The sequence below is a fragment of the Micromonospora sp. NPDC047740 genome, assembly GCF_043204735.1.
Classification (GTDB): domain Bacteria; phylum Actinomycetota; class Actinomycetes; order Mycobacteriales; family Micromonosporaceae; genus Micromonospora.
Genome location: NZ_JBIDCT010000001.1, coordinates 347,063 through 364,080, shown reverse-complemented (window position 1 = coordinate 364,080; position 17,018 = coordinate 347,063). Strand labels below are relative to the sequence as shown.

Sequence of the window (17,018 nt, the reverse complement as noted above, 5' to 3'; positions counted from 1 at the left end):
ATGCGTGCCAGCACGGAGATCGCTTCCGTACCTCCCCGCACCCCGATTCCCGAGTCCGCCCCGATGCCCGGCGGCGCGGTCCGGGCCAAGACTGCTGGCCAGGACATCCGCTCAAGGAGGGCAATCGTGAAACACACCCGTACCTTCACCATCGGTCTCGCACTCGCCGGCCTGCTCGGCCTCGGCGACCTGGCCACCGGATTCTTCGGCGTGGGCGGGGAGGGCCAGCCGCCGCTCGCCGCGGCGGTGGTCATCACGCTGCTCGGCGCGATCACCCTCGCCGGCGCCTGGTTCGCCTGGCGCGGACGGCGCGGCGGCCTCGTCACGGTGATCGTCACCCGGATCCTGTCCGGGCTCGCCGTGCTGCCGGCGTTCGGCGACGACAGCATCTCCGCCGCCAACGAGCTTCTCCTCGGCGTCGGTCTCGCCGTCACGGTGGCCGCCCTGGCGCTGATCTGGCCGGGCCTGCGCCGGCCGGCGGTGGCCGCGTCATGACCGCCACCCTCGACCGCGAGGTCGCGGTCGCCCCGACCGACGCGCTGCGCCGCGTCGGCACCGCCGCCGCCATGCTGCTCGCCCCGTGGGGGTTCGTGGTCGCCAACGCCGCCTACGCCTGGGCCACCCGCGACGGCGGCAGCGACGAGACCGGCGCGGACGCCCTCGCGCTCGCCGCCGCGCATCCGACGCCACTGCGGGTGAGCACCATCGCGGCCCTGCTCGGCTGCCTGCTCATCATCCCGGCCGCGCTCGGCGCCATCGGGTTCACCCGGCACCGGGCGAACCGGCTCGGCCTCATCGGCGGGTCACTCATGATCGCCGGGTACGTGGCGTACTTCGGCGCCGTGATGAGAGGTTTCGTCGACCTGGCCATGGCCGAGCGGGGCGGCCCCACCGGCGATTACGCCGCCGTGCTGGACGCCGCCGGCGAAGCCGCGATCCCGTGGCTCCTGCTCTTCGTGGCCGGGAACATCCTCGGCACGCTGCTGCTCGGTGTCGCCCTGCTGCGCGCCCGGACCGCACCGGCCTGGGCCGCGGCCGCGATCTGCTGCTGGCCGGTGCTGCACGTGACCGGCCTGATCGCCGGCACCGAGTGGTTCGAGGTCGCCGGCGCCACGCTCCAGGCCGTCGGCTTCGCCGCCCTCGCCGTACGGCTGGCACGGCGCGGCTGACCGGTCTCCCGCGCCCGGGGCGGGCCAGGATTCCTGGCCCCGGGCGCGGGGGTTTCCGGCTGGCTGCGCCGCCCGGCACTTCGCCGGCGGGTATCCTGCTCCGGGTCGACAGCACGGGGGGTGGGGCGTGGCCAGGGAGAACGGGCGGAAGCTCATCGCCTCCAACAAGAAGGCGCGGCACGACTACACCATCCTCAAGACGTACGAGGCCGGGATCGTGCTGGCCGGCACCGAGGTGAAGTCGCTGCGCGAGGGGCGGGCGTCGCTGGTCGACGCGTTCGCCCAGGAGCGCGACGGCGAGATCATGCTGTACGGCCTGCACATCGCCGAGTACGGCTACGGCACCTGGACCAACCACCAGCCGCGGCGCACCCGCAAACTGCTGCTGCACCGGATCGAGATCGGCCGGATCCTGGAGAAGCTGCGCGAGGGCGGGATCACGCTGGTGCCGCTGTCGATGTACTTCTCCAACGGCTGGGCCAAGGTCGAGCTGGGCCTGGCCCGCGGAAAGAAGTCGTACGACAAGCGGCAGGCCATCGCCGAACGGGACGCCAACCGGGAGATCGCCCGGGAGCTGGGCCGCCGCCTCAAGGGCGCCCGCCCCACCCGCTGACCCGGAATCCACCGGTCGAGGTCTGCCCAATCCACCTCGACCGGCGCTCTCCCGTGAGCCCGACTAAGATCCGCACAATTTCCCCGAAAGTCGGCCCTCCCGCGCCTCCGAAGGGACACTTTCCGGGAACCCGCGCCGGATCTTGAGCGACGCTCCGGGGCCCGCAGGGGGCGGACGCGCCGGGGCCCGGCGCCCCCGCAGGGGAGCCGGGCCCGGTGATCGGTCAGTCGGTACAGGAGGGCTGGTCGAAGTGCCCCGGGGTGCCCGGGAATGCCGCCCCGGCTCCCTGTTCCTTGTTGTCCCGCGGGTAGACGTAGGACAACTCCAGGAAGGCCGAGGTGCCCGCCGTGGTCACGTCGGAGGCGCTGCGACCCGCGCCGGTGGCCCAGGCCAGCCGGGTGAGGAAGTCCTGCATCGCCGGGCTGTGCTGGCGGACGTCGTTGAACCCGCCGTACGCCGAGTTGCAGTGGGTGAACAGGTTGTAGGCGCCGTTCCAGTCGAACAGCCGGTCGCCGTTGTTCGGACCGTTGGCGGTGACGTCGCCCTGGAGCACGTCCCGGTCCCAGCCGCCGTAGATCCAGTCGGTGCCGTGGTGGTGCTGGTTGTCGGCCACGTCGTCGTTGTCCATGTTCGTCGCCTCGAACCAGCGGCACGGGTCGACTGTCCCCGAGGTGAGGTCGACCGGCCAGGCCCCGGCCGCGCAGTTGTCCGGGTAGGAGCCGCGCGGTCGGAAGTCCAGCAGGTCGGAGCTGAGCACGGCGGTCACCGCCGGGCCGGTGGTCGCCCCGGCACCGCCGAACAGGTGGTCCACGTACTGGTCGTGGTCGCCCCGGGCGGCGGCACTGAACACGCCGCCGACCAGGCACTGCGGGTTGGTCGCGTCGAGCACCGGGTCGCAGCCCTTGCCGCCCCAGAGAACGTCCGAGCCCTCCCCACCGAACACCTGGTCACCGCCGCTGTCGCCGTTGGCGACGTCGTCGCCGAAGCCGCCGTGGATGTTGTCCGCCCCGGCCCCGCCGCGGATGACGTCACCCGCGCCGGCGGTCAGCCCGGCGTGCGGCATCGGCGCCGAGGTGGCACTGCCGATCCAGGCGTCGCCGTCGGTGTCGTGCAGCAGGTCCACCCGCCGGTCGTAGTCCCCGGCCCGGAACCCGGTGAACGTCTCCTGCGGCACCGACGACAGGGTGACGGTGAAGCCCAGCGCCGCCACGTCGTCGGCGTTGAGGTACTGGTTCACCACGCCGCCCCGGTCGCCGAGGATGGCGTCCCGGCCGTCGTCGCCGTACAGGGTGTCGGCGCCGAGCTCACCGAAGAGGTCGTCGTCGCCGGCGCCACCCCGGATCAGGTCGTCGCCGTCCTGGCCCCAGATCCCGTCGTTGCCGGCGTCACCGTAGAGCTGGTCGTTGCCGAAGGCGCCGGCCGGCTCGCAGGTGGCCTGGGCGGTGGTGCAGAACCGGGTGGAAGGGCCCGGCAACGCCGGGTCGTGGGTGCGGGCCACCGTGGCGTCGGCCGGCACGGCGCCGGTCGGGAACCGCTCGGTGTAGACCCGCTCGGTCTGCTTGCCGTTGACCGTGGTCACCGTCCGCAGCAGCGAGCCGTTGTCGCCGAGGATGACGTCGTCGGCGCCGTTGCCCTCGACCACGTCCCCGGTGTCCCGGAAGCCCGCCGCCGCGCTGCCGCCGATCAGGTCGTCCTGCCCGGCCGGGGAACCGGCGCCGACCAGCTCGGCCGGCGGCGACGGTTGGCCCGGCCAGCCCGGGTCGGCCAGCGGGGTGACCGCCCGGCGGCCCGCCCCGTCGAGAGCGCTGTCACCGCGGAGGTTGTCCGCGCCGCCGTTGCCCTCCAGGTAGTCGCCGTCGCCGTCACCGGTGAGCGCGTCGTCGCCGTCCTGGCCCCAGAGGGCGTCCACGCCGTCGCCGCCGCTGAGCCGGTCGTCACCGTACCGGTTGGCGGTGGCCGCCGCCCGGTCCAGCAGCACCACGATCCGCGGCCCGAACGGGCTGCCGTCGGCGCCGAGCCGCACGGTCACCGCGGTCGGCTGCTCACCCGGCAGCGGGCGCAGCACCGCGCCGTTGTCGCCGATGACCGCGTCGGAACCGGGTCCGCCGAAGACGGCGTCCGCGGTGTCCGGCTGGCCCGTGGTGGCCGCCCCGGATCCGTCGTACGCGGTGCTGGAGCCACCAACCAGGTCGTCGTCGCCGGCGTTGCCCTCGACCCAGTCGGAGCCCGGGCCGCCCTCGGCGTAGTCGTTCCCGGCGTCGGCGTGCACCCGGTCCGGACCGCCCTGGCCGAAGATCACGTCGTCGGCGTCCCCACCGGAGATCAGGTCGCCGCCGCTGGTGCCGGCCGCCGGGCTGAACCCGAGGTCGAGCAGGGTGACCTTGCGCACCGGGCCGGACCGGCCCTGGGTGACCCGGGTCGCGTCGGCGCCGGCCGGCGTGAACCGGGCGTTGTCCCCGGCGATCAGGTCGGCGTCCGCGTCGCCGTACAGCTCGTCGCCGCTGTCCGGCCGGCCGGTGCCGGCGGCCGGCTCCTGCGAGGAGCCACCGACGATCTCGTCCCGGCCGAGGTCACCGTGGATCAGGTCGGCGCCGTTGTTGCCCTCGAGCTGGTCGTCCCCGGCGTCGCCGTTGATCCGGTCGCCGCCGAGCCCGCCGTACGCCACGTCGGCGTCCCCGCCGCCGGAGATCACGTCCCCGGCGCCGGCTCCGGCCACGTCACCGGCCAGGTCCAGCGGGTACGGTCCGACGTCCCCGATCCGCGGGGTGCCGTTGTCGCCGACGATCCGGTCGGCGCCCTCCTCGCCGTAGAGGAAGTCCCGGCCGTCGCTCGCGCCGGCGACGCGCGAACCGCCGTAGAGGACGTCGGCGTCCGGGCCACCGAAGACCTGGTCGCCGCCCTCGTTGCCCTCGGCGGTGTCCTGCCCGGCGTCGCCGTAGAGGCCGTCGTCGCCGGCGTTGCCGAAGAGCAGGTCGTCACCGTCGTCGCCGTGCAGCTGGTCGACGCCGGCGCCGCCCCAGGCCCGGTCGTTGCCGCCGCCCAGGTGCAGGGTGTCGTCGCCGAGCTGGCCGCAGGCGCGGTCGTCGCCGCCGCCGAGGTCGGCCCGGTCGTCGCCGCTGCCGGCGGAGACCACCTCAACCCCGGCGCCGCCGAGGATAAGGTCGGCCGCGCCCTGGTCGGCGGGGGCCGGCTGCGCGTCGGCGAGGGAGGCGTCGACGCACGTCTCGGCGGGCAGGTGCCGGTCACCGAAGATCGTCGCCCCGCCGTCGCCGCCGATCAGGTGGTCGCTGCCGAGACCGCCGACGAGCAGCTTGTTCTGCGACTGGGTGCCGGCCGGTAGCGGCTGGTGGGTGACCTGGCGGAACGGGCCGTACCCGTCGGTGGCACCCGGCTCACCCACCTGCGACGGCTCGGCGATCAGGTAGTCCTGGCCGGGGCCGCCGAACAGCTCGTCGGTGCCGTAGCCGCCGACCAGCACGTCGCCGCCGCCGTAGCCGTAGACGCGGCCGGTCTGGCCGTTGGCGGAGTGGGAGACGACTAGGTCGACGCCGGCGCTGCCGTACACGGTGTCCTGGCCGGCGCCGGTGTCCACCTGGTTGGTCAGGCCGATGTCGCCGCTGCCGGCCTGGTCGACGTCGGCGGGAATCGTGGTGTCGTACGTGTGGATGGTGTCGTCGCCCCGGCCACCGTTGATCGTGTCGCCGCCCGGGCCGCCGACCAAGGTGTTCTTCCCGTTGGGCCGGTCGTCGACCACCACGCCGAGCACGTCGTCGCCGCCGTTGCCGTAGACCCGGCTGGCGCCGTGCCCGACGGTGACGTGGTCGTCCTCGCCGCCGCTCGCGGCGGTGGGGTCGGTCAGGGTCGTCCAGTCGATCAGCCCGGTGAGGGTCTTGTCGCCGACGGAGGTGTGCACCGTGGTGGCGGCCCGGTCGGTGCCGCCGAGGCCGCTGTCGCCGGCCACCACGTCGTTGCCGTCGCCGGTGGTGATGGAGTCCTTTCCGGGCCCGCCGGCGACCCGGCTGGCCGCGCCGGGCGCCTCGGCGGTGACGATCAGGTCGTCGCCGCCGCGCCCGTCCACGTACGCCGGTCCGGTGCCGGTGCGGATCTGGTCCCTTCCGTCGGAGCCGAGCACCACGGCGGTCTTGTCGAAGGACGAGGTCTTCGTGCCGTCGCCGCTGGTGTCGCCGTCGCCGAGCAGCAGCACCGACAGCGAGACCTTGCTGGCGTCGGCGACCTCGTAGCCGCGCCCGTCGACCACCACGCGGGTCAGGGACGGGTCGAGGAACTCCTGCTTGCGGCCGAGGGCCTCGACCGCGAAGCCGTCGAAGTCGTCGCTGGCGCCCTCGGTACCGGCGTCGGCGTAGTGCAGCGCATACACCTTGACCACGTCACCGGCGTAGGTGCCGGCGGTGTTGTCCCAGGCCTTGTCGCCGCGCTGTTCCTTCTTGCCGAACTTGCCGGCGAAGACCACCAGGGTGTCCCCGACGGTGCCGCCGAGTTCCGGTGGTGGCGGGGTGCAGTCGGGCTGCGCCCGGAAGTCGAGCAGGGTCGCGTCGACCAGGGTGAAGTCGAAGGTCTTGGAGAACAGGAACAGGTCGATGGTGACGTAGACCTTGAGGAAGACGGAGAGCTGCCCGCTGGTGGTGAACAGGCAGATCGGATTCACCAGCAGCGCCTGCAGGAACTCGCTGGTGCGGAACTTGCCGTCGTTGTTCGGGTCGTTCCAGCTGAAGCCGACCGTGAGTCGGATGCCGCCCTGGATGCCGACCTTGACGATCAGCACGCTGACCTCGGCCCCGGCGCCGATCTCGCCGCGCAGGGTGACCACCGGGACCGGCTTGCCGGTGCTGTCGGCGGTCTTGAAGTACAGCCCGTCGAGCAGGCTGACCGCGTCCAGCTTCGTACCGTCGGTCGCCGCCTCGACGGCGTGCCGGATGCCCGCGGTGTCCAGTCCGGCAATGAACCGGGCGGTGACCGAGGCGCTGCCGGAGAGGGTGACCAGCACCGGCGGCGGGGCGTAGACCGGGCCGAAGGACTGCCGCCAACTGAAGCCGAGCGCCAGCGGACCGGAGTCGAAGCTGACCAGCTCGACGTCCTGGCCGAGCAGCAGCCCGAACAGCGAGCCGGGGTTGTCGAAGATCGGGAAGCTGAAGCCGGTCTTCTCCGCGTTGGACTTCTCCCCCGGGTTCTTCGGGGTGAACAGCTTCTCCCCGTCGTCGCCGGCGGCGTCGTCGATCTTCGCCTTCACCTCGCTGGCGGACTTCGCCTGCGTGAACGGGTCGTCCCGCTTGATCAGGCTCTCCGCGGCGGCGGGCGACACCTCGGTGGTGAGCGCCTTCGTCGGGTCGACCAGGAACTGGCCGAGCGGAATGGAGCAGCCGGAGTCGCAATCCGGTATCCGGTTCACGAAGGTGATCACCGCCCGCACGGTGTCCACGAAGTCCAGCTTCGGGCCGCCGTTGAGGGTGCTGAACGTCTTGGCGAGCCAGACCAGGGTGATGTCCGGTCCGCCGGTGGCCTTGGACAGGTCTGACAGCACCGGGATGGGCGCGTAGAGGGTGTCGATGACCGGCTGGAGCGGGCCGGTGACCGCCTTGAGCTTCGCCACCACCGGCTTGAGGATCTTGTCGAAGAAGGCACCCGCGTCCAGCGCAATGTCGGTGAAGGTCACCTTCAGCGGCGTGGTGACGCCGTCGCCGGTGGCGGTGAGCGAGCCCTGCTTGTGCTCCAGGCCCCACTTCAGGCCGAAGCGGGCGCTGATGCCGGGCAGGGCGGAGCCGACCTCGTCGCCGGTGTTCACCACCGCCGCCAGCTTCCAGTCGATGTCGACCTTGGCGGTGAGGTCGGTCGCGAGCAGCGAGCTCAGGTCACCGAACTCGGCGAGGGTCAGCTTGGCGTCCGGGTCCGCCGTGCAGTCCGCGGTGACCGTCGGGTCGAAGCAGCTCTTCTCCCCCGGCGAGCCCTTGAGGTCGATGCCGAAGTACGCCCGCACCAGCGGGTCGGTGCCCTGCTTGGTGGCGTTGACCTGGATGAACGCGAGTTGCGCGGCCAGGTCGCCGGTGGTGTCGAAGCTGCCGCCGATCTGCACCTCGGGCGTCGCGTCCCCGTCGTGGGTGGGGATGTAGAAGCCCTCGTCCCGGTCGAGGACCAGGTCCAGGTGCAGCTTCCAGCCCAGCTTGGCCTTGATGCCGTCAGCGGCGCCCTTCTTCGCCTTCAGCGACAGGCCGGGGATGCCCAGGTCGAGCGGCACGTTGGCCTCGGCGCAGCCGGTCTGGCAGCCGCCGCTGGCGGACGGGTCGCCCTTGGCCGAGGTGAGCTTGATCCGGACCGCCTGGAAGTCTTCCGGCTGGCAGGGAGTGGCCACCCCGGTGCGGCAGCTGACCTCGGCGGTGACGTTCTCGTCGACCGGCTTGAGCGCCTCCTTGAGCGCGGCGTTCAGGCCGGCGCTGTCCAGCGTGGCGTTGGCCAGCACCGGGCCGATCGCCGCCTTGATCTGCTCGCGGAGTTGCGCCACGAACCGCTGGCCCTGCTGCAGGTCGTCGCCGACCAGGGGCAGCTTGCCGTCGAAGCTGGCCAGCCTGAGCGCCTCCTCCACCTTCGCCAGGTAGCCGTCGATGCCGACGTTGAAGTCGGTGAGCTTCATGGTCAGGTTGGCGAAGCAGGAGTCCAGGTTCGGGGTGTTCGCCGTGGGCGTGAGATCCAGGCCCATGGTGAAGGTGAGCAGGTTGGTGGCGTCGGCCGGCTCGCAGTTGTTGACGAAGAGCGGGGTGCGGGCGCAGATCGGCACGGTGGCGCCGCCGACCCCACCGCCGCAGTCGACGCCCGCGGTGCTGAACTGCGGGGTCAGCCCGAGCAGGCCGCTGATCGGTCCGTCCTCGGTCAACCCGCCGAGGCCGACGCTGAGGTTGGCCTTGACGGTGGCGAAGTCGGGATCCTTGCCGAGGTCGAGGGCGAGCGGGCCGACCCGGGCGGCGATGGCACCCTTGGTGATCCCGCCGGAGACGGTGACGCTGGCCGAGGAGGTGTGGTCGAGGATCGGCGCGGCGTCCAGGCGCAGCGGCAGCAGCAGCCCGAGCTTGGCGTTCGCCGAGACGTCGAGGGCGAAGGTGCCGGAGCTGTTCAGGCTGATCAGGTCCTTGCCGCCGCCCCAGCCGAAGGCGAGCGGCCCGCCGGTGTGGAAGTTCCGCTTCCAGTCCAGCCCGATCCGCAGGAACGGGCCGCCCTCGCGCTGATCCACGGTGAAGCTGACCCCGCTGCCCGCGCCGATGGCGTTGTTGAGCACGTCGAGGGCGTCCTGGAGGTTGTCCGGGGGCGCGGCGAGGAGCCGGTCCAGCGCGTCGGCGAGTTCCGGTCGCAGCGCGTACGCGGTGCCGTCCGCCGGCTTCGGGGTGCCCGCCGCGTCGATCCGCAGCGTCTGCGCGTCCACCTGCTTCAGCACCCGGTACGCCTGGCTGCCGATCACCACGGTCCGGCCCTCGAGCCGGGCGTCGAAACCGGCGTCATCCTTCCGGCTGCCGTCCTTGAGCAGGAAGTTCGCCCCGTCGGCGGCGAAGGTGACGTCCTTGCCGACGCCGCTCTCGTCGGCGCCAAGGAGTTGCCGGGCGGAGCGGCCGAGCAGCGGGATCTTCTTGTCCAGCGGTCCGCTGCCGGCGTCCGCCTGGGAGAGCGCGGCGTTGACCAGCCGGAGTGCCTCGACGACGACCGCGAACAGCGCCTTGGGATCGTTCGGGTCGAAGTCCACGGCGAAGAGCCCGGTCAGCCCGGAGGTGTTCACCACCGGCTCCTCCCCGGCCTTCCAGCTCACGTCCACGCCGATGCCCTGCCCGAGGGCACCGGTGTCGCCCGGAACGCTGACCTTGACCCGGCCGGTGGTCTTCACCGACGCGGACGCGGCGAGCAGCGTGGCCGGCTCGGACTGCAGCCGGTGGAAGAAGGTGCCCAGGCTGATGTCCTGGGCCTGCTTGAACTTCACCTCCAGCATCCGCTGGCCGGCGGCGGCCGGTCCGACGGAGAGGTCGCCGCCGAGCTTGACCTTGAGGAAGCCCGCGGTGGCGTAGAAGTCGACGCCGGTGGTGATCGGGAAGTCCGCGCTGAACAGCGGCACCGCCGGGTCGGTACGCAGCAGCACCCGGTCCGCGTTGGCCGTCGGGCTGCCCAGGTCGTCGCGCAGGTCGAGGACGAGGGTGATGGCGGCGCTGTAGCGCGGCTTCACCTTCGCGAAGCTGGCCTGGGCGTTCGCCGCCCGCAGGCCGACCTTCTTGTCGTCGTCGACCGGGTCGGTGAGCGTGCCGGCCAGCTCGACGGCGCCGATGTTCGGGCTGGATCCGCTGATCACCCAGACGCTGTCGTTGGCCGGTTGGCCGCCGATCCAGTTCTGCGCCAGGGTGACGGAGTTGGCGGTGTTGGCCGAGATGGTGCCGGCGGAGGTGCCGGCCACCACCCGCTGCCCGATCAGCTCACCGGGCGTGAAGCGGTTGCCGCTGACGCTGAAGCCGTTCGCGGTGTACGTGGCGCCGCGGCCGGAGAGCGAGGCCGCACCCGGGTCGAGCGGCACCTCCACCGTGGACTCCCGTTCCAGCTTGACCCGGAACACCAGCTTGTCGCCGGCGAAGGAGAGGTTGTCCACGGGCAGTCCCTCGGCGGCGAGCAGCGCGAGAAGTTCCTGGAGGGAGCTGAACTTCGGCTGCCCGGCCAGGGCCGGGTCGTCGGTGGCGGGGTCGAACTGCGGGTCGTCCGGCCGCGGGTGGACGTACTTCTTGAGGAAGTCGGTGAGCTTCTCGTTGACCTTGACCGCGTCGGCGAAGGTGCCGCGCAGGAACGGCAGGTTGAGGTTGCCCGCCGGCCCGCTCTGTTGCACCCCAGTGAGCAGGGTGGCGAGCTGGGCGAGGCCGGAGGCGAGGTCGAGCGGGCTCATGTTGCGGAACTTGGCGATGGTCTCGTCCAGTCCGGTGGTGGTCACCGTCGGGCTGCCGACCGAGATGTCGTTCCAGTCCACGTTCACGGTTGCCGCCACCGCGGGCAGGGCGAAGGGCGCCCCGGCGGTGGCCGCGCCGAGCTTGATCACGCCGTGCACGGAACCGGGGCCGGGCTCGGTCTCGGTGTCGGAGATCCGGCCGCCCCCGGAGCCGTCCAGCGCCACCTGCGCGAGGCCGGCCAGGGAGCCGGCCGCGCCGAGTTCACCCGTGCCGGTCCCGGCGGGCGTGTCGAAGGCCAGCCGGCCGTCGCCGTTGGGATCGGTGACGGTGACCTTGAGGTGGGTGCGGGCGGTGAGGGTGCTGCCGGCGGTGAGCGTGACGCCGAGGATGCCGACCGAGGCGGTGGCCTTGTCGAGGTCGGCGCGCAGCCGTGCCGCCGCGTCGATGTCGATCCGCGGAGTGTCGCCGTCGCGCACCAGGTAGGTCTCGCCGGCGGCGGTGTGCCGGGCCCGCAAATGCAGGGTGGCCCAGCCGGTGACGCTGACCGCCTTGGCGAGGGTGACCCCGTTGACGGTCAACTCCTTGTCGGCCACCTCGCGCTTCGTGGTCAGCAGCACGTCGAGCAGGTGGTCGCCGCCGCTGGTGGTCACCGAGCTGGTGAGCCGGGTCCCGCCGCCCAGGTCCACGTCGTCCTTGGTCAGGCCGCTGGCCAGCGCGTCGGACGCCGTCTTGGCGAGCTTGTCCGCGTCGACCAGCGCGCCGGGGCTGACCCCGAGCAGGGGCAGCGGCTGGCCGAGCAGCCCGACCTGGGAGAGTCCACCGTCGGCCCACGTGGCGGTACGGGACATCAGGGACTTGAACGCGGTCTCCCAGGCCTCGTCGGCGTGGGCCGGCGCAGCCGTCCACACCAGTGCCAGCGCGGCCGTCAGCACCGCCGCGATCGCCGCGGCCAGCAGCCGCCGTAGAGCCACCATGAGCCACCTCGTCCTGGTCGATGGCCGTCACCGACGGCGCTGGTCGGCGACAGCACATCGATCGCGGAAGTTGCTCACAACGACTGTGTCGGGATGGTGACACAGCGTCAAGCCATTCGGTCGAGACCGTCGATACGGCCGGCCCGAAGAGACTGTGCTCGCGGTCGGATCGTGCCCGCCGCACCGCGCCAACCCCCGCCCCACCAGCCCGTCGGGAGGCCCCGTGCCGCTACGGACCAGTGCCCTGCGCACCACCCTGCTCGCCGGCGTCGCGCTGCTGGCCACGGCGGCGCCCGCGGCCGGAGCACCCGTGGGGCCGGGCGTGGATGCCGGTGCCCACGCCGACCGGGACCACGCCGCGCCGTACCGGGTCACCCACCTCAAGTCGAAGGCCGACGTGGACGCGGTCGCCCGCACCGGCGCCGCGATCGAGCACATCGAGCACGCCGAACTGACCGTCACGGCCACCCCCGCCGAGGTACGCGCCATCCAGCGCCTCGGCCTGCGTACGGTGGCGGTGTCCACGTCGGGCGCCTCGGCGATGGCTTTCCCCGCCCCGGACGCCGCGTACCACGACCATGCCGAGACGCTGGCCGCGGTGGACGCGATCGTCGCCGCCCACCCGACGATCGCCAGCCGGCAGGTGATCGGGAAGTCCTATGAGGGCCGGGACATCGTGGCGCTCAAGATCTCCGACAACGTCGGCGCCGACGAGGCCGAGCCGGAGGTGCTCTTCACCGCCAACCAGCACGCCCGCGAGCACCTCACCGTCGAGCAGGCGCTCTACCTCGCCGACCTGCTCACCGGCCAGTACGGCACCGACCCGCGGATCACCCGACTGGTCGACGGGCGGGTGTTCTGGATCGTGCCGATGGTCAATCCGGACGGCGCCGAGTACGACATCGCCACCGGCGTTTACCGGGACTGGCGCAAGAACCGGCAGCCCAACACCGGCAGCAGCGCCATCGGCACCGACCTGAACCGCAACTGGGGCTACAAGTGGGGCTGCTGCGGCGGCTCCTCGACGTCGCCGTCCTCGCCCACCTACCGCGGCAAGTCGGCCTTCTCCGCGCCCGAGACCGCTGCCGTCCGCGACTTCGTGGTGAGCCGGCGCGACCCGGGCACCGGCAAGCAGCGGATCAAAGCCGCGATCGACTTCCACTCGTACGGTGAGCTGGTGCTGTGGCCCTTCGGCTACACCAAGTCCACGGTGGTGAGCGGGATGAGCGCCGACGAGTACGCGACGTACCAGGCCATCGGCCAGCAGATGGCGGCCACGAACGGGTACACGCCGGAGCAGGCGAGCGACCTCTACATCACCGACGGCTCGGTCGACGACTGGCTGTGGGGCCAGGAGCGGATCTTCACGTACACCTTCGAGCTGTCCCCGGTCGACCCGGACCCCGGCTTCTACCTGCCCGCCTCGGACATCGCGACCGCGACCGCGCGCAACCGCGAGGCTGTCCTGATGTTCGGCGAGTACGCCGACTGCCCGTACCGGGCGATCGGCAAGGCGGCGACCTACTGCGCGGCGGCCGACGACTTCGCCATGAGCACCAGCCCGGCCGGCGGCACGGTGAGCTCGGGCGGCTCGGTCACCACCACGGTCACCACCACGACCACGGCCGGCAACCCGCAGCAGGTCACGCTGAGCGCCAGCGGCCTGCCGGCGGGGGCGAGCGCGGTCTTCCTCCCGCCCACGGTGGCCTCCGGCGGCTCGGCGACCATGACCGTCACCGTGCCGGCCGGCACCCTGCCGGCGAGCTACGCGGTGACCGTCACCGGCACCGGCACCGGCGTCACCCGGTCGACCTCCTACGGTCTCGGGGTCGACGGGCGGGCCGGCTGCACGGGCAGCAACGACACGGACGTGGCGATTCCCGACCTGACCCCGGTGCAGAGCCCGATCACGATCGGCACCTGCCCCGGCAACGCCGGCGCGGCCAGCAGCGTCGAGGTGCACGTGACCCACCCGTACGTCGGTGACCTGATGCTGACCCTGATCGCGCCGGACGGCAGCGAGTACGTGCTCCGGGACCGGGTGGGCGGGAGCGCGGACAACATCGACCAGACCTTCCCGGTCGATCTGTCCGGCGAGGTCGCCAACGGCACCTGGCAGCTGAAGGTGTACGACGCCGCGGTCACCGACACCGGCACCCTCACCGGTTGGCGGCTCGCGCTCTGACCCGGGCGAGCCACCTTCGTCGGTGACGACGGCGGGCGGTCCGACCGGGACGCAGGCGGGCGCAGCCGCCGGGTGGGCGCCCCCGGGCCAGTCGGCCGCCACCGTACCGGCGATCGGTCCGCGGCGACCGGTACCAGCCGGTCCCGCGCCTGGTCGGTGCGCGGGCCCGGGCCGAACGAGGCCGGTGGTCGCGTCACCGGCGCTGACGCCGTGCGTGTCCCGGAGCGGGATCCTTCCAAATCGCTTCGTCTGGCGTCAATATGTCGGACAGGTTCCGGAACCGCCCTGGGGAGCGCTCTCTTGACACTTCCCCCCTTCATTCATAGGTTTAACGATGTCTATTTATAGGTTTGTTAACTGTTCGGCCGGCCGACCCGGCCACAGCTGACCGACCGAGGGGAGGCATCCGTGCGCAGCATCCGCACCGTCGCCGCCGTCGCCCTCGCCGTCGCGGGCCTCACGGTCGCCCTCACGGCGACCACGAGCGCACCCGCCGCGGCGGCACCCGGCGCGATCACCTGGTCCGACGAGTTCAACGGGGCGGCCGGCGCGCCGCCGGACGCCAGCAAGTGGCGCTACGACATCGGCGGCGGCGGCTGGGGCAACAGCGAGCTGCAGTACTACACCTCGAGCACCCGCAACGCCGCCCTCGACGGCAACGGGAACCTGGTGATCACCGCCCGCCGGGAGAATCCGGCCGGCTACTCGTGCTGGTACGGCAGCTGCCAGTACACCTCGGCCCGGCTGCTCACCGCCGCCACGTTCACCCAGACGTACGGCCGGTTCGAGGCGCGGATCAAGATCCCCCGGGGGCAGGGGATCTGGCCCGCGTTCTGGATGCTGGGCAACGACATCGCCACCAACCCATGGCCGAACAACGGCGAGATCGACATCATGGAGAACATCGGGCGCGAGCCGTCGACCGTGCACGGCAGCCTGCACGGGCCGGGCTACTCCGCCGGCAACGCGCTGACCGGCCAGACCTCGCTGCCCGGCGGCCAGGCGCTCGCCGACGCCTTCCACACCTACACCGTCGACTGGGCGCCCGACTCCATCACGTGGTACCTCGACGGCGTGGCGTACTCCCGGAAGACCCCGGTGGACGCGGGCGGCAACCGGTGGGTCTTCGACCACCCGTTCTTCATGATCATGAACGTGGCGGTCGGCGGCAACTGGCCCGGCTACCCGGACGGCAGCACCGTCTTCCCGCAGACGATGGTCGTCGACTACGTCCGAGTCCAGGCCTGGGACAGCGGCGGCGGCACCGGCGGCCCGATCATCGGCTACGGCAACAAGTGCGTGGACGTCGCCGGCGCGAACTCCGCCAACGGCACCGCCGTCCAGCTCTGGACCTGCAACGGCACCGCCGCCCAGCGCTGGACCTGGAACGCCGACGGCTCGGTACGCGCCCTGGGCAAGTGCCTCGACGTCGCCGGCGGGTCGACCGCCAACGGCGCCCGGGTGCAGCTCTACGACTGCAACGGCACCGGCGCGCAGCGGTGGGTGTTCAGCTCCGCCGGGGACATCGTCAACCCCCAGTCGAACAAGTGCCTGGACGCCACCGGGGTCAGCTCCGCCGACGGCACTCCGCTGCAGATCTGGGCCTGCACGGGTGGGGCCAACCAGAAGTGGCGACGCTGAGCGGAGCCGGACCGGGCCTGGCCCGGCGACTCTGCGAGGATCACTGGTCGTGGAGACCGTCGGCGACCCGCCGTCCGCCGCACCGGACCGGTCCCGCTGGGGCCGGCTGCACGTGCTGGACTGGATCGCGATCGGGCTCGCCGCCGGCGGCGTCCTCTGCGTCCTCACCGGACTGCTCCCCCATGCGGACGCCGAGGCCACCGTACACCGGATCCTCCCCATCCTGATCTTCCTCGGCACCGTGGTAGTGCTGGCCGAGCTGACCGCGGTGGCCGGGGTCTTCGACACGCTCGCCGCCCGGGTGGCGATCACCGCACGGGGCAGCTACCGGGCCCTGTTCTGGCTCTGCGTCGGCTTCGCCTCGGTCACCACCATCGCGTTCAACCTGGACACCACCGCCGTCCTGCTCACCCCGGTGATGATCGCCCTGGCCCGCAAGCTCGGCGTGCCGCCGACGCCGCTGGCGATGACCACGGTCTGGCTGGCCAACACGGCAAGCCTGCTGCTGCCGGTGTCCAATCTGACCAACATCCTGGCCAGCGACCGGATCGGGCTGGCGCCGGTGCCGTGGGCGGCCCGGATGTGGTGGCCGCAGCTGGTCGCCATCGCGATCACCATGTTGCTGCTCTGGTGGTGGTACTGGCGGCCGGCGCGGGCCGCTGCCGATCCGTTCACCCCACCGCCGCCGCACGTGCCGCCCGACCCGGTGCTGTACCGCACCGCGCTGGGCGCGTGCCTGCTGTTCGTCGCCGGGATCCTCGCCGGGGTAGCGATCGGACTCGCGTCCGGGGTGGCCGCGGCGATCCTGTTCGCCGGCTTCGCCGTACGCGCCCGGCGCAGCCTGACGTTCCACCTCGTCCCCTGGCGGCTGCTGGTCTTCGTCACCGGGCTGTTCCTGGTGGTGCAGACCATCGGACGGCACGGCCTGGACACCGTCATGGGGGCGCTGATCGGCGGCGACCCGGGCGCCGAGGGCGCGTTGCGGGCCGGCGGCGTCGGCGCGCTCTTCGCCAACGTGGTCAACAACCTGCCCGCGTACGTGGCCGGTGAGGCGGTCATCGCCGCCGACCACCACACCCAGCTGCTGGCCCTGCTGGTGGGCACCAACGTCGGCCCGCTGGCCACCCCGTGGGCCTCGCTGGCCACCCTGATCTGGTACGAGCGCTGCCGGGCCGCCGGGGTGGCCGTCCCGCTGGGCCGGTTCGTGGCCACCAGCGCCGCGCTCGCCGCGCTGGCCACCACCGCCACCGTCGCCGCCCTGCTGATCGCCCCGACCGGCTGACCGGCGATCACCGGAGCCGACCGGCCGGGACGGCAGGTCGCCGCCCGCACACCCTTGACCAGCCGTTACGGGTATCGATACGGTCGCTTGATCTTGCCCTCGTGACAGGAATCCGGGCCGCGGCACCGAGCACGGCCACCGAAAGGACGGAGGTGAGCCGCTCTCGCTCGCCCGCTCCTGTCCATGCAACGACAGCAAAGGGATGAATCGAATGTGGATCAGCAGACATAGCCGCCTCC

General features: G+C 72.3%; 7 protein-coding genes. 6 read left to right on the top strand and 1 reads right to left on the bottom strand.

Going from position 1 to position 17,018, the window contains the following annotated elements; genetic code table 11:
* Nucleotides 1–126 precede the first annotated feature (126 nt).
* From ACGF4F_RS01695 to smpB, 3 genes are all read left to right on the top strand, one after another.
* Nucleotides 127–495, top strand: coding sequence for a hypothetical protein (locus ACGF4F_RS01695; protein WP_393073817.1), 369 nt, complete (start codon nt 127–129; stop codon nt 493–495).
* The gene (locus tag ACGF4F_RS01690; protein WP_393073814.1) at nt 492–1,169 is read left to right on the top strand and encodes a hypothetical protein; all 678 of its coding nucleotides are present in this window, start codon (nt 492–494) and stop codon (nt 1,167–1,169) included. Before ACGF4F_RS01695 ends, ACGF4F_RS01690 begins: the two co-directional genes overlap by 4 nt.
* Nucleotides 1,170–1,296: 127 nt before the next feature.
* Nucleotides 1,297–1,782 (top strand): SsrA-binding protein SmpB, encoded by a 486-nt coding sequence (gene smpB / locus ACGF4F_RS01685; RefSeq protein ID WP_393073811.1) that lies wholly within the window; start codon nt 1,297–1,299, stop codon nt 1,780–1,782.
* A gap of 223 nt (nt 1,783–2,005) precedes the next feature.
* Here smpB and ACGF4F_RS01680 read toward each other — a convergent pair whose 3' ends face one another.
* Nucleotides 2,006–11,671 carry a hypothetical protein gene (locus tag ACGF4F_RS01680; protein ID WP_393073808.1) on the bottom strand — a complete coding sequence of 3,222 codons (9,666 nt, stop codon included), beginning with the start codon at nt 11,669–11,671 and terminating at the stop codon, nt 2,006–2,008.
* Nucleotides 11,672–11,894: 223 nt separating this feature from the next.
* Between ACGF4F_RS01680 and ACGF4F_RS01675 the strand changes: the two genes are divergently transcribed.
* The 3 genes from ACGF4F_RS01675 (at nt 11,895) to ACGF4F_RS01665 (ending at nt 16,779) form a co-directional block, all read left to right on the top strand.
* On the top strand, nt 11,895–13,856 hold the full coding sequence (locus ACGF4F_RS01675) for a M14 family zinc carboxypeptidase (protein ID WP_357435607.1): 1,962 nt from the start codon (nt 11,895–11,897) through the stop codon (nt 13,854–13,856).
* 408 nt (nt 13,857–14,264) lie between these two features.
* Nucleotides 14,265–15,497, top strand: a complete 1,233-nt coding sequence (locus ACGF4F_RS01670) for a lectin (protein ID WP_393073804.1) — start codon at nt 14,265–14,267, stop codon at nt 15,495–15,497.
* Between the two features lie 49 nt (nt 15,498–15,546).
* Complete coding sequence (locus ACGF4F_RS01665; RefSeq protein WP_393073801.1) at nt 15,547–16,779, top strand: SLC13 family permease; 1,233 nt, start codon at nt 15,547–15,549, stop codon at nt 16,777–16,779.
* Nucleotides 16,780–17,018: the final 239 nt, after the last annotated feature.

What these genes read in the sequence shown, in the direction of transcription:
- ACGF4F_RS01680 (WP_393073808.1), bottom strand. Translation starts at nt 11,671, where the DNA reads ATGGTGGCTCTACGGCGGCTGCTGGCCGCGGCGATCGCGGCGGTGCTG.
- ACGF4F_RS01690 (WP_393073814.1), top strand. Translation starts at nt 492, where the DNA reads ATGACCGCCACCCTCGACCGCGAGGTCGCGGTCGCCCCGACCGACGCG.